Below are 18,299 nucleotides of genomic sequence, written 5' to 3'. Positions count from 1 at the left end.
GCCACCCTAGCTTCGGGTGGCTTTCTTGCTGTGCAGCACGGCACGCCCCAGCCGGTCATCCGGCACGTCGGTCCATTGCGGCGCGGCCTCACCACGGGTCAAACGGTCGGCCTCCAGCCCTGCGGCAATGGCGGCGGCGGCGCTGGTGCCACCGATCCGCGCCATCAAACCGGTCCGTGTGCCAGCGGCCAACAGCCCGCCGGACAAGAACCTGTCTTCCACAACCACCGACACGTCGGGGGCCGCATTTACCGCGAAGGTTCCCCCTTGGGACGAATAGCCCATGGGGGACGCGCCGCCAAAGGCTGCGGCGGCCACGGTTTTGATCGCGCCCCCGCTGTGCGGCGCAAGGGCGGTGTAGCTGCCCGCATCGGTCACGGTGACGGCGTCATCGGTCTGCGGGCTTTCGAAATAGGATTGCCGCCCATGGGGCGCATAGCCCGGCGGGGTTGATCCCGATTGGATTTGCGCGGTGATCTCCACGTCCTCATCACAAACGGACCGGACGACAACCGTCCACAGGCCCGCACGAAACGCCGCATCCCCCAGATCAGGCGAGGTGGGGCGCAGGGCCATGACAACCCCGTCTTCATCCCACACCAGCGATCCTGCTTCATCATAGCGGGCCGACCCGTGGCCCAGCGCCCAGCCCAGATCATCCCCATGGACCCCCTTCAGCGCAATGGTCTGGCCCATGCCCGGTGCGACCCAGTGATGGGGTGCGGCCTCGCCCGGGGCAATCAGGCCCAGTTCTACCGGACCGGTCGCGCGGATTTCCATAAAGCTCGCCGTGTGGTCTTCGGGCAGGTTGCGCCACTTGAACGCCACATCCTTTTGGGACGCAACGGTGGCTGTCGCCAATTGCCGGTCGCCATAGGCGTTGCCATAGGCAAAAAACGCAGCGACCGTGCCGCCTGTCGCGGCCTCATAGGCGGCAACCTCGCGTTCAAATTCGCGCTGAAAATGACCCGAGCCGTCTTTCGGCCCTGCCAGCATCCCAAGCGAGACATTCAAAACCAAGGGCCGCAGACCTTCGTCTGGTCCCACACCTGATCCAAGCCCGTCCCGCATCCGCCACAACATCAACCGCAGGCCCACATAGGCAAAGAACGACAGATGATCCCCCGAGGTATCGCGGATCGAAAAGGGCGGCAGTTGCACCGCCAGAATATCGCGCTGCGCGGTCTTGAATGACGGGCGGAACTGTTGACAGATCAAATCCAACATATGGGTGCCGTGGGTCACGGCCCTGTTGGTGCCACGGTAGCTGTCATGGGCATAAAGCCGAAGGTTGTCGTCGTAATAGACCTGCGTTTCGGTGGTTTGCCCCGCCCGCAGCTGTCCGATGCGCGCGTCAATGTCGTCCCCCATCAATGGATCAAGCCCCAGATCAATGCCGTTCGCATATCTGCGGGGACGGTGCATTTGCCACAGCGCATCAATGCGCGTGCGGTCTTGTCCGGGTGCACGGAATGCCGCGTTCAGATAGCCTATGCCGTCATCAATAATGCCCACCACAGGCGCATCAGTGCCCTCATCCAAGGTCATGCGCATCCCGTCAGCGGGCTCATGACTGGCGGTGCCATCAGGCGCAAAGACGACCATCGGGCCGATCCACAAAGCCTCAAGCAAAGGGGCCTGTTGGTGCCCGTCGATCAGGGTCATGGCGCCCAGAAATTTTGCCAGCACCGCATCCACATCCACATCCGCAGTGGGGCAAATAAGATAGACGATCACCCGCCCCACGAAATCAGCCTCAGCTGCGTTCAAAGGGCCACCATGATCGGACATGATCCGCATTGCGCGGTCCAGATCGGGGCTAAAGGCGTGATAACGCGGCGCTTCGGTGTTGCGGATGGCGCGGGTCCAAAGGTCATCCACTAGCGCGCAATCCGACAAGGCACGATCAGTGAGCCGCATCAGGACGGGAACAGCGACCTCCCCCCCATGGGACCCCGTTTCAACTGCAAGTGTCTGAGCAACCTTGTCATACGGTGTTCTGATGGCCTGCGGCATTGTCATTCCCCTTTGTCTTTGGATCAGACTTTCAGATAATTTGCGGCCTGTCGTGGGTTTCACGAAAGCCCATGCACGAATTCACGCAGAGTTCACGCAAGCTTCGCGCGCCCCTCACGCATCCCGTGTTCAGATCAGGGTGGGCCGCATATTTCGCGTGCCCTGTGTGTTCCAAGGATTTCATCCATGATTTTTCAAACCGGGCACGGCGCCCAACCTCATTTCAGGCCAAAGGGCGCCGCCCACCCCACCCGTCCGCAGACCGGTGGCTATGTTTACCTGTTTCCAAAGCCCTCCGGCGTTCCGCAGTCTCCCAGCGTGCGCAAGGCTTTGAAAACGCTGGCCGCGCAGATGGCCCCTCCCGCCTCTGACGCGGCCAGCGATGTGAATTGGGGGGCCTTGCACAGCTTGGGCCGGTTTCTGGGGCATGACCTGTCGTTCGCCTACACAGACAATGCCGCCTTCGATGTGGATCTGTCCGCGCCCTTTGACCCCCTCGACCGTGATCTTGTGACCGGAGCCTTGATGAATGGGCACAGCGGGCATCTGCATCTGGAATGTCTTTATGGCCGCTCGGGTCCCCAGGCCCCGTTTGAAGCGCGCCTTCAGGCCGCGCTGCGGGATCCGGACCAGCCCGCCAAGATGCGCCTCACCCAGACGCCCAGCGCAGGCGCGCCGTCCGCGTTTGATGTTTTGCGGTTGGGCGGGCTTATCGGGCGTGACATCTCAACCTATGACGTAATGACGCTGACAAACCCCGAACTGCGGCAGTTCTTCTTTCGGCGTGATCCGCTGGGTGGTGAGACCCTGAACCTTCACCGCGCGATCCTTGGCGACGGGCGCAACGGCGACATCCCTGCTTTGACACGGGTGCATCTGGCGTGGTTGCGGTTGCACAACGCGATTGTGGACACCGCCCCGGACGTGCTGCGGACAGGACCGGTGGAGGACCTGTTCGATTGGGCGCGGGACCAGACACGTGCGGTCTATCAATGGGTCATGGTCTTTGACGGGCTGGCGCAAACCTGTGACCACGCGGCTTTGGGCCATGTTCTGGCCCACCGTGCCCCTTTGTATTCGGATATGATGACACGGGTGCGGCCCGCCCTTGGGCATCTGCCGATCCCCTTGGAATTTTGCTACGGTGTGATCCGCTGTCTGGACGGATTTGCAGGTGGGCCAGCGCCAGATACCAACGCCGCCCCTGCGCGGATTGGGACCCAGCTCTCTGGGACACCGGCAGAGGAGATCGAGGCGCATTTGCGTGTGTCCCACCTGCTGAACCTGCCAACCGCCCAAGGGTGCATCGCTGAGATTGAGGCAAAGTCCGGCTTTGTCATTTCCCCTCTGGCGGAGGCTGATCTGCTTTCGGGCCCCACAGGGGCCGCCATTGCGGATACCGATCTGGTGTCCAACACGCCGCTTTGGTTCTACATCCTCAAAGAGGCGGAGGTTCTGGCCCATGGTGCCCACCTTGGCCCCCTAGGGTCGATGGTGCTGGCCGATACCGTCGTGGGGCTGTTGGTCCATGACCCCAGCAGTGTCTTGAACCGAGTGACGGAACAGGGCACGGGTTGGACGCCGGAAGACGGCCCCATTCCCGCAGGCCGACCCATCAAGACATTTCGCGACGTGTTGATAACCGAGCGAATGGCGTGATGTGGGGGGGTAATATCACTGGCGCGGCTCAGCTGTGCCGCAACGTCCATCTGCCCCGCCCTTTTCAAGGCGGGACAGATCGTGGTGGTCATTTATTGGCCCAGACGTTTCCAAGCCTGCATCGTGTTGAACACAGAACGGTTGATCCGCGTGGACCGGTTCGCGCAACCGCCGTAGTTGTGGATGCCGATCACATGACGTTTCCTGATCGCCTTGTCATAGCGCCACGTAGGGCTGCCGCTTTGGCCCGGTGCGGTGTCGAACATATAGGCCAGACGCTGGGGCTCCGTGCCGATAATGCGGCCTGCGTTGTACCACTGGGTGCCAAAGGTCTTATCCCCCGGATACCCCGAATTGTTGGCCAACAAATCCTTCAGCGACGCATCCGACAGGGCGGCAAAGCCGAACCAGCCGGTGCGCGCGCCCAGATCATCGCCCTCAGGCAGAACGATACAGGCGTAGTCATTGGCGGGCTCTGCGCGGTTCACCCAACCGGCCACAGAGTGGAACTGGGAGGAGACCGATGACCCGAACGGACGAAGGTTGCCAGACATGCCTGGGATGACCTCAATCTTGGTGGCCCAACCGCCGTTGCGGGCGGAATGGACGCAGTGTCCGGCGGTCATTACCGTGCGCGGGGAAATGAACCACCCTGTCCCGCGGGATCGTGCCCCGTTGGCCATGGTGATGATCAACTGGCAGATCATCCGCCAGGGCGGTGCCCCGTTCTGGCCTACCTGCACGCGCCCATCGTTGCCGCATACGGTTTCAGCCATGGGTGTTTCGTCGAAATGCAACGAACAGGCCAGAGGGATTTGGTCATACCCCTCAGGCAGACCGATGGGCGCTGTTTCGCCCAAGCCCCGCACCATGGGCGGGAAAAATTCGAACCCTTCCGCATATTCCAGCGACCCGCCGCCGTGGGTTTCCACATCATTGCCGTCTTCGACCAACTCGGCCCCGCCTGAGGCCTCGGGCGTCATCGCCTCAGCGTCGGAGACAAAGGCCTCCATCATTTCAATGTCCGCCGCAGCGACCGTTGGTGCGCTTTCCGGGGCGTCACCGCACCCGCAGCCGCAATTGTCCTTCTTTGTCTTCACTTTGGCCTTGGTCGTGCGGCCCTTGGTTGATTTTGTGCTTTTCGCAGCCATGATCTTCTCCTTTCAGGGATGGGTGGTGCGTCGGGCCCCAGACAACGCAAGGCCCGACACGACAGGGTTCAGATCATGCGCTTTGGGCGCGGATGCACTTGAACGCCTCAAAGGCCGCCTTGATCGCGGTGCCCCACTTCTTGGCTTTGAACGCAGCAATGGCGGCGACAATCTTGCCCACACACGCGGCGTATTTGCCCAAACGACGGGCCAGAGCGACCATTTTGGCGATGATCTTTTTGGCGCGGTTCTTGATGGCGTTGACGATGGGCTTCACGCGGTCGCGAATCCAGCTGCCAAGACCCTCTTCGCCGTTGTCGCCAAAGTTGCCATCGGCCATCTCAAGCAGGCTCAACGTGCCGCCGGTTTCCGCTTTGGGGGCCGCGAAGGGCGTGCCTTCGGCCGCCTGATCCAGTGCGGTGGTCGATGCGGTCGCACTTTCGGGCGCCATGAGGTTGGTGCCGAAATCGGCGTCAAACTGAATAAAATCCGCCTCGATGGAGGCCACTTCTTCGGCCTCTTGATCGCTGCTGTCCCCGCCCAAAACCTGATCAATCGAGACAGACGCGCCAGAGTTGCTTACCAATTCGTTTTCCATAGTGAGTTTCCTTTTCAATACGGCCAGATCGGCCAATGCGCTACGCCGTTATGCGGCGGAGGTCCGATATGAACCTCGACACCCATCAAACATATGAACCGTCAATCCCCCGCCATGGGCGCGCCATGCTTGCGTCAACGAAGCGGCATCCGGGTTGGCAGATATTTTTGCGATAGATTGACGAAAGGGACTTCCGCGATGACCCTGACTGACACCATGACAGACGACCGCATCATCCTGCGCGTGCTCAGCGGCGCGTGGCTTGAAGGGGCGGCAGATGGCCTGCGGCTGACCGCACGCAAAAAGATCGCGCTGTTGGCCTATCTGGCCATGGACCGTGCGTCCGTGCCCCGTGACCTGCTGGCCGGGCTGATCTGGGGGGACGTGTCGAACCGCAAAGCGCGCGCGTCGCTGCGGCAGGCCCTGTCGGATTTGCGCGCGGCCCACCCCGCATTGCAGCGCGCCTTGGTGATGGACCGCACGACCGTGTCGCTGATCCCCGATCAGATCGCGATTGAAACCGACATGATCCTTGAAGACGTCAGCCAAGGCCGCCTGCCGGATGCCCTGCGCACGGGCGGGGAATGCGTCAATGACATCCTTTACGGGTTTGAAACACTGGGCGACCGTTTTGGCGACTGGGTGCGTGATATGCGCAAAACCAGCGGCGACCGCATTCTGCGCGCCCTGTTTGAGGCCGCCGCGCGGGACGATCTGGCCGCGTCCACGCGCCTCGACTTTGCGGAGGCCGCCGTGATGCTGGACCCCATGGGCGAATGCACCTGCCGGTTCGCGATGCAGCTGGCGTGGGATTTGGGTGATATTGGCAAGGCCCTGCAGATCTATGCGGCCTTTTATGCCCGTATGAATGACGATCTGGATATGGACCCGTCAGTGGAGACCCAAGACCTCGCCGCGCGGATCAAGATGGAGACCGCGCCCGCACAGCCCCAAGCGGTCCAGCCCACTGAGCCCGACAGAACCCCCGCCCCCAAAGCGACCCCCGCCCCCAAAGCGATCCCCGCAGCCCAGCCCACTCCCGCACCGTGCCGCAATCACGGACGGCCCCTTCTGGCTGTTCTGCCCCTGCAGGTCACGGGCATGGATCCCTCCGACACAGGGCTTGGCGATCTATTGGTCGAAAACCTGACGCTTCGGATCACGCGCACCAAGGACATTTCAGTGGTGTCGCAAATGTCGATCCGGCCCCTGTCGGACCGCGCAGATGTGGCGCAATTGCTGCTGGACCAATTTGGCGTGCGCTATGTGGTCAGCGGCCACATCCGCCACGTGGGCAACCGCTATCAGTTGAATGTGGAGCTGTCCAAAACCGATGAAGGTCTGGTGCTTTGGGCGGACCGCTTCGAAGCCCTGGCCACCGATCTGGCCGATGCGCAAAGCGAAATTGCCGATGCTGTCGTAAACCGCATCCTGCCTAACATGCATGTGGCGGAGTTGAACGAGGCCCAGCAGATCGACCTGAGCCATCTGAGCGCCTATCAACATCTGCTGCGCGCCCAAGACGCCGCCTATGCGCTGAACCCCGCCACCTTTGATGACGCTGGCCGCGCGTTGCAGGCCGCCGTCGCGGCCTCCCCCGATTTTGCACCGGCACAGGTCGTTTTGTCCGATTGGTACAGCCTGCGCGTGGGACAAGGCTGGTCGCTCGACGTGGCCGCAGACCTTGCGGCCTCAGAAGACCACCTTGTGCGCGCGCTGAACATCGCCCCCCGCAATGGCCGCGCCTTGGCGATGCTGGGCCACAAACGCGCGGTCTACGCCCACCGCTATGCCGAAGCCGATGTGTTGTTTGATGAGGCCCTTTCCGCCTCCCCCGGGGATGCGGAAACGTTGCTGTGGACCGGACCAGCGTTGGCCTTTGCTGGCCAAACGGATGAGGCGATCACCCGTCTGGATCACGCACGTTCCCTGAATTTCGACACGCCCCTTGGGTTTCGATATGACCACTTTCTGGCCATCGCCTATTTCGCAGCCGACCGGATGGAGGACGCGATGCGCGCGGGGCTGGCGTCTGCCACGCGCAACGGGGGCTATACGTCGAACCTGCGGCTGACGGCGGCGGCAGCGACGGCCACGGGGCATGCAGACATTGCGTGCCAGATGGCCGCGCGGGTCTTGGCCGCAGAACCGGGGTTCCGTGTCGGCAGCCTGATCGCCTGCGATCCGTTCCGCACGCCCGGCAAAGGGGCGCGCTACCGTGATCTGTTGATTGCGGCAGGACTTCCGGCCTAAGCCCCCCTTCGTGTTTACACCGTCCTAACCCTGCTTCCGCAAACGGGGTTGCGGCGCGCATCGGTTTTGCATACATCGGCATACAATTGCGTTTGAGTCGGATTAGCCCCCCCTCACGCCACCCGCATATTCATCCGGACCGGAGACACCACCATGACCCTTTATGACCAATACCGCGACGAAATCGCCACCCGCGCCGATCAAGGCCTGAACCCCAAGCCCATCGACGACGGCGCGCTGACCGCAGAGATCATCGACATCATCCGCGACACGGCCCACACACACCGCGATGAGGCGCTCAATTTCTTCATCTACAACACCCTGCCCGGCACGACCTCTGCCGCCGGTGTTAAGGCGCAATTCCTCAAGAACGTTATTTTGGGTCAGGACAACGTGGCCGAAATCACGCCCGCCTTCGCGTTTGAACTGCTGAGCCACATGAAGGGCGGCCCCTCCATCGAAGTGCTGCTTGATCTGGCCTTGGGCGACGACGCGGCCATCGCGCAAGACGCAGCCGACGTTCTGAAAACCCAAGTGTTCCTATACGACGCTGACATGGCGCGCCTGAAGGACGCCTTGGACGCAGGCAATACCGTGGCCCGTGATATTCTGGAAAGCTATTCGGACGCCGAATTCTTCACCAAGCTGCCCGAAATCGACGAAGAGGTGAAAGTGGTCACCTATGTGGCCGCCGAAGGCGACATCTCCACCGATCTGTTGTCGCCCGGCAATCAGGCCCACTCCCGCGCAGACCGTGAATTGCACGGCAAATGCATGATCTCGGAAGCGGCGCAAAAGCACATCGAAGACCTGAAGCTGCAGCACCCTGACAAAAGCGTCATGCTGATTGCGGAAAAAGGCACCATGGGCGTAGGATCCTCGCGGATGTCCGGCGTGAACAACGTGGCCCTTTGGACCGGCAAGCAGGCCTCCCCCTATGTGCCGTTTGTGAACATCGCCCCTGTGGTTGCGGGCACCAACGGCATTTCGCCCATCTTCCTGACCACCGTGGACGTCACCGGCGGCATCGGTGTGAACCTGAAAAACTGGGTCCGCAAACTGGACGAAGACGGCCAGCCGATCCTGAACAACGACGGCAACCCCGTGCTGGAACAAAAGTATTCGGTTGAAACCGGCACCGTGCTGACCATCAACACCCGCGATAAAAAGCTGGTGTCTGAGGCTGGCGAAGACTTGGTCGATATGGCCCCGTCCTTCACCCCCCAGAAAATGGAATTCATGAAGGCCGGCGGGTCCTACGCCATCGTCTTCGGCAAAAAGCTCCAAACATTTGCCTGTGAGGCTTTGGGCATCCCCGTGAAATCCGCCTATGCGCCCTCCAAAGAGGTCACGATCGAAGGTCAGGGCCTGACAGCTGTTGAAAAAATCTTCAACGCCAATGCCTTGGGCGTGGCCGACGACACGACCTTGCACGCGGGATCCGATGCACGCGTCAAGGTCAACATCGTGGGATCGCAAGACACCACCGGCCTGATGACCATGCAGGAGCTTGAGGCGATGGCCGCCACGGTCGTCTCCCCGTCCGTGGATGGTGCCTATCAGTCGGGCTGTCACACTGCGTCCGTGTGGGACCTTAAGGCGCAGGCCAACACGCCCCGTCTGATGGCGTTCATGAACAAGTTCGGTCTTGTCACTGCGCGCGACCCCAAAGGCAAGTATCACGCCATGACCGACGTGATCCACAAGGTGCTGAACGACATCACCGTGGACGACTGGGCCATCATTATCGGCGGCGACAGCCACACGCGCATGTCCAAAGGCGTGGCCTTTGGTGCGGATTCCGGCACCGTTGCTTTGGCGCTGGCCACGGGCGAAGCCTCTATGCCGATCCCTGAATCAGTGAAGGTCACGTTCAAAGGCGAAATGGCCCCGCACATGGACTTCCGCGACGTGGTGCATGCCACGCAGGCACAGATGTTGGCGCAGCACGGCGAAAACGTGTTCCAAGGCCGCATCATCGAGGTCCACATCGGCACCCTGCTGGCCGATCAGGCCTTCACCTTCACCGACTGGACGGCTGAGATGAAGGCCAAAGCCTCCATCTGTATTTCCGAGGACGCGACGCTGATCGAAAGCCTTGAGATCGCCAAATCACGCATCCAGACGATGATCGACAAAGGGATGGAGCATGAAAACGGCATGCTGCAAAACCTCATCGACATTGCGGACGCGCGGATTGCCCAGATCGAAAGCGGCGAAAAGCCTGCTTTGCGTCCTGATGCGGATGCAAAATACGCCGCCGAAGTGGTCGTCGATCTGGATGCCATTGTGGAACCGATGATCGCGGACCCGGATGTCACCAACGCTGACATCTCCAAGCGCTACACCCACGACACCATCCGCCCGATTTCCTACTATGGTGCGGAAAAGAAGGTTGATCTGGGCTTTGTTGGGTCCTGCATGGTCCACAAAGGGGACGTGAAGATCGTCGCGCAAATGCTTCGGAACCTTGAAGAAAAGAACGGCAGTGTCGAATTCAAAGCACCGCTGGTTCTGGCCGCCCCAACCTACAACATCGTGGATGAACTGAAAGAAGAAGGCGATTGGGACGTGCTGCAAAAGTACTCCGGTTTCGAATTCGACGACAGCGATCCCAAGGGCAAAGCGCGGACGGAGTATGAAAACATCCTCTACCTCGAACGTCCCGGCTGTAACCTGTGCATGGGCAACCAGGAAAAGGCCGCCAAGGGCGACACGGTTCTGGCCACATCCACCCGCCTGTTCAAAGGCCGCGTGGTTGAGGATTCAGCCGACAAGGCGGGCGAAAGCCTGCTGGCCTCCACACCTGTGGTCGTCCTGTCCGCCATTCTGGGCCGCACGCCCACGTTGACGGAATACAAAGAGGCCGTGAAAGGCATCGATCTGACGAAATTCGCACCACCTGCGAAGACACCGCTGGATAAAATGGCCTCCGTCCACTTCTAGGACCGACAGACCAGAATTGTTTACCCCCCGGCTGGCCCTGCCCGCCGGGGGTTTTTTATGGGGCTGCCCGTTTGCGCGCGCGGGCAGCATAGCCCCCGACGTGCGCTGCGGCCTTGCCCTCAAGGGTCGCGCGGTAGCGGTCCCATTGGGCGGCCCCGAAGCCGTCGATCCCGCGTGTCACATCAACCGCTGCCTTGCCGACCTCACGCAAAACGGATTGCGGCACCGGCTGCAGCTGCACAAAGGGCCAGTCCGCACGAAAGGTCACGATCTGATCGGGATGGGTGAACTGCACATTGGCGAACAGCGGGCCGAACCACCAATCGGTTTCAACAATCCCTTCGACGATGCGACAGCCCACGGGTGCGGCCAAATTGCTGGGCGCGCGCACCAACGTGGACATCCCCGCCTGCGTCTGCGCAAAACACCCGGTCCAGATTTGCAACGTATCCGCCACATTCGTCCGTTTCAAAAACGGCGGCGACAGACCGCGCATCCCCTCAGGGGCCGACCGATCAAATCTGGCGGCCGCATCAGGGTATTGCACGGCTGAGGTCAGATGATACCAGCACGCGCCACCGTCGATGGACCAGAAAAATTCGAACCCGTCCCACCGGACCTTCAAATCCACCGGCAAGAACACATACCAGCCAAAAGCGCTGGCCGCACGCAAAGGTTCGCAATAGCGAAACCCGTCCGTGGGCACCGTGCCCAAGGCGGATGCATCAGCCCGTTGTGGTGCAAGCCCCCCGTCGATCACCTGAAAAAAGGTCATTGCGGGCGCGTCTCGCGTGGCCTTGGCCACACGGGCGCCCGCCACTTTCACCGACATCAGCCCCGACCGCTGTCCTTGGCAGCATCCGCCTTAGCCGCTTTGCGGGCCGCCGGCGACATGCCCCCGTTGCCCAAGGCCACGACACCGGTGTCTTTCATGGAATGAGGGGGTGTCTTGATGGAATACGTCATAAAAACCTCCTGTAAAATAATGGATTTCACTGCAAATTGGCAGACGCATCAGCCTAGGCTGACCGCCTCATTATCGCCAATGGGGGAAAACCTGACCCTAGGGAAAGCAACTTCCGTGCACCGCCCCAAGCTACCGCTTCGGTCATTGCCAATCGACGCTGACCCTCTAGGTTGAGGCGAACACACCAAAGGACCCAGCGTGGATTTCGCAGACCTCAGCAAAGCCTTCGGCGCTTTCTTCGCGATCATGAACCCCTTTGTAAACCTGCCGGTCTTTCTGGCCAGACTGCGGGGTTCACGGTGGCGCAACAACGGTCCCTGGCGCTGAAAATCACCCTGTTTTCTGCGATCATCTGCGCGGTCATCCTGCTGGCCGGACAACAGATCATCGGGTTTTTCGGCATCACGGTGGATCAGTTCCGCATCGCGGGCGGCGTGGTCTTGGCGCATATTGCGTGGTCCATGTTGAACGGGAACAGCATCACCTCCCATCACGGATCAGACGCCGAACAGGACCACATGCAAGACCTGGCGAGCCTCGCCTTCTACCCCATCACCTTCCCGATGATCCTGGGACCGGGCGCCATCGCGACCCTCATTATCTACGCGGGGCAAGCAGACACCGCTGCGGGGCTGATCGGCGTGGGCGGCGTTGTGGGTGTCATTCTGGCGCTGCTGTGCTGTTCTTCGCGTCGTTCTTTGGCAAGATCCATAGCGACACCATGCGGGTCATCATGACCCGTCTGATGGGGATGATTTTGCTGGCCATCGCCGTTGAAATGATCACAGCAGGCGTCAAAGCCGTCCTGCCCGGACTGGCATAGGAGACATCTGATGAAGATCTTTAACCCCGAAAAACACACCAAATCCGAAGACCACAAACGGCTCTATGCCTATTGCGAAGTGGCCTATACCATCATCGACTTTTCAGCGGCGGCGCTTTTTGTGATCGGCAGCGTCCTGTTTTTCAAGGAAAACACGACCTATGCGGGGACGTGGCTGTTTGTGGTGGGGTCTGTGCTTTTTGGTCTGCGCGCGACGATCAAGCTGTACCGTGAAATCGGTTATCTGCGGCTGGATGACTACGACGATGTCACCAAAGGTTAACCGCACGGTCATTATCCTCGAAAGCGGAATAATGAATTCGGATGAGCGCCGTTTTTATAATTTCAACGGATGCTAAATACGCCTCAAGACGCAATGAGGAGTATCCGGTGACCCAAGTCGCAACCGTAAATTACCACGTTCACAAACCTGAACGGCAGGCTTTCGAATTGGACGCCGGCGGGATTGAGGGCAACCTGATCTCCCCCGAATTGGCCCCGACCGAAGTGAAAGTCTTTGACGAACGCGCTGTGGGCGTCGCCACCACGTTCGAAGACGCCTCTGTGGCGTTCACAGACTTTCCGACCAAGGTCCAATCCTACGCCGACGATACCAACTGGCGGGACACCTATGACGCGGAGCTGACCAAGCTGCTGCAAGATGAATTGAACGCCAAAGAGGTCATCATCTTTGACCACACCCTGCGTGTCGATGATCCGGACGCGGTGCGCAAACCTGCGCGCAATGTTCACAGCGATTACAGCGTCGACGGCGCGCACAGACGCCTGATTGATCTGGTGGGGTCCGAGAAGGCCGCAGAATGGCGTGACGGGCACTTTGCCTTCATCAATGTCTGGCGGCCTGTGGGCGACGCGATCAACTCCGCCCCGCTGGGGTTTATACTGCCCGAAAGTGTGGCTGAGGAGGACTGGATCCTGCTTGACCTCATCTACCCCGACCGCAATGGCCAGATCATGGGTCTGGCGGCCAACCCCGATCACGAATGGGTCTATATGTCCAAAATGACGCCCGATGACGTGGTCTACTTCAACATTTTCGACAACCGCGGGCGTCCGTCCATCGCGCACAGTGCCCTTGATATGGTCGAAGACCTTAGCATTCAGACCATTCGCAAAAGCATCGAGAGCCGGACACTGGTCCGGTACTGACCAATCCCCGCCTTTTCATCCAAGGAAAATACCATGACCAAGACAGTCCTCATCACGGGTGCCACTGACGGCATCGGCCTTTTGACCGCCCGCAACCTGGCCGCCGAAGGCCACACAATTTTGCTGCATGGCCGCAGCGACGCGAAACTTGCGGCTGCGAAAAAGGAGGTTGGCGGCACGACCGAAACCTACCGCGCCGATCTGTCCAACATCGCAGAGGTCCGCGCCATGGCCGCTGACATCCGCAAAGCGCACGACCGCCTCGATATTATGATCAACAACGCAGGCGTTCTGAAGCTGCCCAAACCCATCACGGCCGACGGGCTTGATGCGCGGTTTGTGGTCAACACCATCGCGCCCTACGTGCTGACCCGCGACCTGCTGCCGATCATCCCCGCAGATGGTCGCGTCGTAAACCTGTCATCGGCCGCCCAAGCCGCCGTGGACGTGGCCGCGATGCGGGGTCAACACACCCTCGATGACATGAGCGCCTATGCCCAAAGCAAGCTGGCCATCACCATCTGGACCCGTGAATTGGCAAAAGAATTGCCGGACGGCCCTCTCTTTGTGGCTGTGAACCCCGGGTCTTTGCTGGCCTCCAAAATGGTCAAGGAAGGCTTCGGCGTGGCGGGCAATGATCTGCAAATCGGGGCGTCGATCCTGCGGATGGCCGCCCTCAGCGACACGTTCGCCGATGCCAACGGGGCGTATTTTGACAACGACAGCCGCCAGTTCGCCCAGCCCCACAGCGCGGCACTGGACGCTGGCCACTCAGCCGACGTCATGACGGCCATCGCGGATGTGGCGGTCACCCTCAGCTAACCCAAACGCGCCACCGTGCGCATTGGACGATATCACGAAAAGGAACCCTCAAAATGGCACTTCAATCTCTTGAACAAGCCCGCACCATCGACCGCCCCAGCCGCGAAGCCATGCTGCAACGCGCGCCATCCGTCCAGCAGTTCTGGGACCAGTACACAGCGCTGTTCGAACAGGCATGGGCCGAATGGGAAACAGAAACCGGCCGCTCAGATGTTCTGGGCAGCGATCTGTATGATCCCAAACTGCGCGCCGCTGTGGAACAGGCGTGGGACGATCCCACCAAAGAAGGCGCGGTCAAAGACCTGTGGAAAGAGGTTTTCCCCGGCGTCTATGAGACCCAGTTCTTCGACCCTGAAAAACTGTCCGTGCTGCGCGATTATATGGCCGCTGTGGCCGACGCGGATATCCCCGTGCGTCCCCCTTACGGGATTTCGCTGAACCGTGGTGGGGCGATGCTCGACAAACGGTCCGAAGGATATCTGGCGGCCCCCAATTTTCAGGCCTTCTACCAAAGCCTGATGGATGCCTACATGCGCCCGATTTCGCGCCTGCTGTTTCCGGACACCTTCGGCTATGACACGCAGACCTTTGGGTTTTCGATTCGGTGGCAGGCGGATGCGGACACGTCGCTGCGCGCCCACACGGATGCGTCGGCTGTGACGTTGAACCTGAACCTCAACCTGCCGGGGGAGGAATTCTCAGGCTCGGGCGTGCGGTTCTTTGACCACGCCACCCGCCGGATCGAAGAGCTGACCTTCGCACCGGGCACAGCCCTGATCCACCACGGCAGCGTGCCGCATGAATCCATGCCGATCAAAAGCGGCGAGAGGTCCAACTTTGTGCTGTGGCTTTATGGCGATCACGGTCAGGTGCCCCGTCAGGGCGGCCCCGTGGCCGACATTGATCCGCAAACGCGGTGGTCTATTCCCAATGCGAAAAGCGATCGCTTTGCCCCCTTCTAGGGGCGAACCCATCAAGGCGTCACACGTAGACCGATCCTGTAAAAAACAGGCCCGACCTCAACCGACCACAGGTGCCGCGTCCCGAAAGGGTGCGGCACCTGTCTTGATTATGTACAAATGCGGAATTGAAAACTCCGGTCTTCCGCGTTTACCCTGAGTATCAATCGCGATAACGATGACAGCCAGCCCGTATTGTGTGCTACGCTGAAAGGCAGGCCCGCCCACCGGGTGTCCAAACCACAACGTGGGGAACAGGCCCGATAGGGCTGTCGCGAGACCCTGCATCAAAGAAGGGATCCGTGATGGCCAAAGTCATCGTCTACTACGCCCACCCCGGCCAAACATTCAGCCGCGCCAACCGGTTGATGGCGAAACGGGCCGCGGCCATGAACACGGTCACATTCGTTGATCTTTATGCAGACTATCCCCGCCATGATATTGATATCGACCGCGAACAAGCGCGGCTTTTGGATCATGACGTTATCGTTTTTCAGTTTCCGATGTATTGGTATTCGACGCCCAGCATCCTCAAGGAATGGCAGGATCTGGTCTTGCAACACGGATTTGCCTACGGCCATGGCGGTGACAAACTGGCGGGCAAGACCTTGCTGTTGGCGGTGACCGCTGGTGGGGCGACGGAGGCCTATTCGACAGACGGGTATCAAAACCACCCGATCCGCGATTTTCTGGTGCCGCTGGAACAAACCGCCCGCCTGTGCGGGATGACCTTTGCGGCCCCTTACGTGCTGTTCGGCGCGCTGAAGGCCGACGAAGACACCGATCTGGAGCGCCATGTCGATGGCTATGCCCAGCTGTTACAGCAGGCCCAGACCGCGCCCGAAGGCCTTGCCGCAAAAGATCGCCAAGCGGTGATTACCGCCGACGACATTCTCACTCAGGCCGAGGGCCAATAAGATGACCGATTTTCTTCTTCTCGCGTTTGTATTTCTTGTGGCTGGCGTCATTGCTGTGCCGATTGCATCCCGTTTCGGGCTGGGGTCTGTTTTGGGATATTTGATCGCAGGTATCGTCATCAGCCCGCTGTTGACGGCCTTGGGCGTCGACGTCATTTCCATCCAGCACTTTGCAGAATTCGGCGTTGTGATGATGCTGTTTCTTGTGGGGCTGGAACTGGAACCCAAGATGCTTTGGAACATGCGGGCCAGACTTCTGGGGCTGGGCGGGTTGCAGGTCGCAGGCACCGCAGCCTTAGTGATGGCAGTGGCCCTTGCCCTTGGCCAGCCGTGGACGATCGCGCTGGCCATCGGCATGGTTCTGGCGCTGTCGTCGACGGCGATTGTGCTGCAAACGTTGAATGAAAAAGGGCTGATGAAGTCCCAAGGCGGACAATCAAGCTTTTCTGTCCTGCTGTTTCAAGACATCGCCGTCATTCCGATGCTGGCCTTCATCCCGCTGCTGGCCATGCCGGAACTGATGGATATGGCCGCCACGGACACCCATGGTGCAGGTTATGGCGACACCCCCGGTGATGCGCATGGGAACGACGATGGGGATGATCAGGGCCCCACCCTTAATCTGGTGGCAGGTCTGCCCGGTTGGCAAGCGGCCCTTGTGACGATCAGCGCCATCGGCGCGGTGGTGCTTGGGGGGGCCTACCTTACCCGGCCGTTGTTCCGTTTCATCGCAATGGCAGGGCTGCGCGAATTGTTTGTGGCCGCCGCTTTGATGTTTGTCATCGGCATTGCTTTGTTGATGATCCTTGTGGGGCTGTCGCCTGCCTTGGGCACGTTTCTTGCGGGTGTTGTGCTGGCCAACAGCGAATACAAACACGAACTGGAATCCGACATCGACCCGTTCCGCGGTCTGCTGCTGGGGCTGTTCTTTATGACCGTGGGGGCTGCGATTGATTTCAATCTGCTGTTCGGGGAATTCGGCACGATCATCGGTCTGACTGTCGGTTTGATCGCACTTAAGGCCGCTGTTCTTTTGGTGCTGACCAAGATCTTTAAGATCGACGGACCGGACCGGTGGCTTTTTGGTTTGGGGCTGGCGCAAGCAGGTGAATTTGGCTTTGTGCTGCTGTCGTTCACCATTGCCTCAGACGTGATCCCGCAAAGCGTGGCGGACCGGTTGTTGCTGATCGTGGCCTTGTCCATGCTGCTGACGCCCGGCCTGTTCATCCTCTACGAAAAGGTCATCGCCCCGCGTTTTGTCGCCACCCAGTCCCAAGAAGCCGATACCGTCGACGAAGACGGAGAGGTCATCATCGCAGGCCACGGCCGTTTTGGTGGCATCGTCAATCGCATGTTGCGGGCCGCAGGGTATACGACGACGGTCCTCGACTACAGCGCCAGCCATCTGGAGACCCTGCGCAGCTTTGGCTTTCAGGTGTTCTTTGGCGACGCGACACGGCCCGACCTCATCCACGCCGCCGGTATCGACAAGGCCAGACTTCTGGTCGTGGCGATCGACGGAAAGGACCAGATCAACGCGCTTGTCCATCACGTACGCGAAAACCACCCCCACGTGCCGATCATCGCCCGCGCTGTAGATCGCACGCATGTCTATGACCTTTACGCCATGGGCGTGACGGACATCATTCGCGAAACCTTCGATTCCAGTGTGCGCACAGGCCGCACAGCCTTTGAAAGGCTGGGCATGCATCCCTTTGACGCCGAATTGGTCGCGCGCAAATTCGCAGAAGATGACCGGCATATCCTCAAGGAGATGGCGATGGTCTACGACCCCGACATCCCTACGACCGAAAACCAAGCCTATATGGACAAGGCCAAAACCCTGATGGAGGAGCGCGAGGCGCAAATCTTTGGCAAGCGCGAAGCGTTTGATTTGGACACAGACCGTGGTTGGTTCCCTCCGTCGGAACAGGACCTGCGTGCGATCGTGGCTGACCACGCCGTCAAAGACGATTGACGAACGTCGGGGTCAGCCGCCCGCACCCTGCAGAACGGAA

The 18,299-nt window shown here is 60.3% G+C and carries 15 protein-coding genes; 10 read left to right on the top strand and 5 right to left on the bottom strand.

Features of this window, described 5'->3' with window-relative positions; translation table 11 throughout:
- Positions 1 to 6: 6 nt before the first annotated feature.
- A complete protein-coding gene (locus tag ACTG36_RS10635) occupies positions 7 to 2,016 on the bottom strand; it encodes a hypothetical protein (RefSeq protein WP_439142269.1) in 2,010 nt (669 codons plus the stop codon).
- 186 nt (positions 2,017 to 2,202) lie between these two features.
- Here ACTG36_RS10635 and ACTG36_RS10630 point away from each other — a divergent pair, with 186 nt between their 5' ends.
- Entirely contained in the window at positions 2,203 to 3,675 is a 1,473-nt protein-coding gene (locus tag ACTG36_RS10630) for a hypothetical protein (protein WP_375282268.1), read from the top strand.
- Between the two features lie 92 nt (positions 3,676 to 3,767).
- Here ACTG36_RS10630 and ACTG36_RS10625 read toward each other — a convergent pair whose 3' ends face one another.
- Positions 3,768 to 4,826: a trypsin-like serine peptidase gene (locus ACTG36_RS10625; RefSeq protein ID WP_375282267.1), complete on the bottom strand. Its 1,059-nt coding sequence runs from the start codon at positions 4,824 to 4,826 to the stop codon at positions 3,768 to 3,770.
- Positions 4,827 to 4,899: 73 nt separating this feature from the next.
- On the bottom strand, positions 4,900 to 5,424 hold the full coding sequence (locus ACTG36_RS10620; protein ID WP_375282266.1) for a hypothetical protein: 525 nt from the start codon (positions 5,422 to 5,424) through the stop codon (positions 4,900 to 4,902).
- A 198-nt stretch (positions 5,425 to 5,622) separates the two neighbouring features.
- Here ACTG36_RS10620 and ACTG36_RS10615 point away from each other — a divergent pair, with 198 nt between their 5' ends.
- On the top strand, positions 5,623 to 7,677 hold the full coding sequence (locus ACTG36_RS10615; RefSeq protein ID WP_439142267.1) for a BTAD domain-containing putative transcriptional regulator: 2,055 nt from the start codon (positions 5,623 to 5,625) through the stop codon (positions 7,675 to 7,677).
- A gap of 153 nt (positions 7,678 to 7,830) precedes the next feature.
- Positions 7,831 to 10,623, top strand: a complete 2,793-nt coding sequence (locus ACTG36_RS10610; protein WP_375282106.1) for a bifunctional aconitate hydratase 2/2-methylisocitrate dehydratase — start codon at positions 7,831 to 7,833, stop codon at positions 10,621 to 10,623.
- 55 nt (positions 10,624 to 10,678) lie between these two features.
- On the opposite strand, the gene ACTG36_RS10605 is transcribed toward ACTG36_RS10610, so the two are convergent.
- Positions 10,679 to 11,455 (bottom strand): DUF6065 family protein, encoded by a 777-nt coding sequence (locus tag ACTG36_RS10605; RefSeq protein ID WP_375282105.1) that lies wholly within the window; start codon positions 11,453 to 11,455, stop codon positions 10,679 to 10,681.
- A complete protein-coding gene (locus ACTG36_RS10600; protein WP_375282104.1) occupies positions 11,455 to 11,589 on the bottom strand; it encodes a hypothetical protein in 135 nt (44 codons plus the stop codon). The genes ACTG36_RS10605 and ACTG36_RS10600 overlap by 1 nt, the downstream gene beginning before the upstream one ends.
- Before the next feature lie 300 nt (positions 11,590 to 11,889).
- Here ACTG36_RS10600 and ACTG36_RS10595 point away from each other — a divergent pair, with 300 nt between their 5' ends.
- The 7 genes from ACTG36_RS10595 to ACTG36_RS10565 all read left to right on the top strand — a co-directional run bounded on the left by ACTG36_RS10595 (position 11,890) and on the right by ACTG36_RS10565 (position 18,259).
- The gene (locus tag ACTG36_RS10595; protein WP_375282103.1) at positions 11,890 to 12,327 is read left to right on the top strand and encodes a MarC family protein; all 438 of its coding nucleotides are present in this window, start codon (positions 11,890 to 11,892) and stop codon (positions 12,325 to 12,327) included.
- A gap of 96 nt (positions 12,328 to 12,423) precedes the next feature.
- Positions 12,424 to 12,696, top strand: a complete 273-nt coding sequence (locus tag ACTG36_RS10590) for a YrhK family protein (RefSeq protein WP_375282102.1) — start codon at positions 12,424 to 12,426, stop codon at positions 12,694 to 12,696.
- 41 nt (positions 12,697 to 12,737) lie between these two features.
- Positions 12,738 to 13,583 (top strand): CmcJ/NvfI family oxidoreductase, encoded by an 846-nt coding sequence (locus ACTG36_RS10585; RefSeq protein WP_375282101.1) that lies wholly within the window; start codon positions 12,738 to 12,740, stop codon positions 13,581 to 13,583.
- Between the two features lie 33 nt (positions 13,584 to 13,616).
- The gene (locus ACTG36_RS10580) at positions 13,617 to 14,405 is read left to right on the top strand and encodes an SDR family NAD(P)-dependent oxidoreductase (RefSeq protein ID WP_375282100.1); all 789 of its coding nucleotides are present in this window, start codon (positions 13,617 to 13,619) and stop codon (positions 14,403 to 14,405) included.
- A 53-nt stretch (positions 14,406 to 14,458) separates the two neighbouring features.
- Positions 14,459 to 15,367 carry a 2OG-Fe(II) oxygenase gene (locus tag ACTG36_RS10575; protein ID WP_375282099.1) on the top strand — a complete coding sequence of 303 codons (909 nt, stop codon included), beginning with the start codon at positions 14,459 to 14,461 and terminating at the stop codon, positions 15,365 to 15,367.
- 302 nt (positions 15,368 to 15,669) lie between these two features.
- Positions 15,670 to 16,281, top strand: coding sequence for an NAD(P)H-dependent oxidoreductase (locus ACTG36_RS10570; protein ID WP_375282098.1), 612 nt, complete (start codon positions 15,670 to 15,672; stop codon positions 16,279 to 16,281).
- 1 nt (position 16,282) lies between these two features.
- Positions 16,283 to 18,259 carry a cation:proton antiporter domain-containing protein gene (locus ACTG36_RS10565; protein WP_375282097.1) on the top strand — a complete coding sequence of 659 codons (1,977 nt, stop codon included), beginning with the start codon at positions 16,283 to 16,285 and terminating at the stop codon, positions 18,257 to 18,259.
- Positions 18,260 to 18,299: the final 40 nt, after the last annotated feature.

Origin of the sequence: Pseudooctadecabacter sp. (genome assembly GCF_965657175.1) — a bacterium.
Classification (GTDB): Bacteria; Pseudomonadota; Alphaproteobacteria; order Rhodobacterales; family Rhodobacteraceae; genus Octadecabacter.
The sequence above is the reverse complement of the archived record's forward strand: the minus strand, read 5'-3'. Positions and strand labels throughout refer to the sequence as shown.

What these genes read in the sequence shown, in the direction of transcription:
- ACTG36_RS10635 (WP_439142269.1), bottom strand. Translation starts at nt 2,016, where the DNA reads ATGCCGCAGGCCATCAGAACACCGTATGACAAGGTTGCTCAGACACTT.
- ACTG36_RS10630 (WP_375282268.1), top strand. Translation starts at nt 2,203, where the DNA reads ATGATTTTTCAAACCGGGCACGGCGCCCAACCTCATTTCAGGCCAAAG.
- ACTG36_RS10625 (WP_375282267.1), bottom strand. Translation starts at nt 4,826, where the DNA reads ATGGCTGCGAAAAGCACAAAATCAACCAAGGGCCGCACGACCAAGGCC.
- ACTG36_RS10620 (WP_375282266.1), bottom strand. Translation starts at nt 5,424, where the DNA reads ATGGAAAACGAATTGGTAAGCAACTCTGGCGCGTCTGTCTCGATTGAT.
- ACTG36_RS10615 (WP_439142267.1), top strand. Translation starts at nt 5,623, where the DNA reads ATGACCCTGACTGACACCATGACAGACGACCGCATCATCCTGCGCGTG.
- ACTG36_RS10610 (WP_375282106.1), top strand. Translation starts at nt 7,831, where the DNA reads ATGACCCTTTATGACCAATACCGCGACGAAATCGCCACCCGCGCCGAT.
- ACTG36_RS10605 (WP_375282105.1), bottom strand. Translation starts at nt 11,455, where the DNA reads ATGTCGGTGAAAGTGGCGGGCGCCCGTGTGGCCAAGGCCACGCGAGAC.
- ACTG36_RS10600 (WP_375282104.1), bottom strand. Translation starts at nt 11,589, where the DNA reads ATGACGTATTCCATCAAGACACCCCCTCATTCCATGAAAGACACCGGT.
- ACTG36_RS10590 (WP_375282102.1), top strand. Translation starts at nt 12,424, where the DNA reads ATGAAGATCTTTAACCCCGAAAAACACACCAAATCCGAAGACCACAAA.
- ACTG36_RS10585 (WP_375282101.1), top strand. Translation starts at nt 12,738, where the DNA reads ATGAGCGCCGTTTTTATAATTTCAACGGATGCTAAATACGCCTCAAGA.
- ACTG36_RS10580 (WP_375282100.1), top strand. Translation starts at nt 13,617, where the DNA reads ATGACCAAGACAGTCCTCATCACGGGTGCCACTGACGGCATCGGCCTT.
- ACTG36_RS10575 (WP_375282099.1), top strand. Translation starts at nt 14,459, where the DNA reads ATGGCACTTCAATCTCTTGAACAAGCCCGCACCATCGACCGCCCCAGC.
- ACTG36_RS10570 (WP_375282098.1), top strand. Translation starts at nt 15,670, where the DNA reads ATGGCCAAAGTCATCGTCTACTACGCCCACCCCGGCCAAACATTCAGC.
- ACTG36_RS10565 (WP_375282097.1), top strand. Translation starts at nt 16,283, where the DNA reads ATGACCGATTTTCTTCTTCTCGCGTTTGTATTTCTTGTGGCTGGCGTC.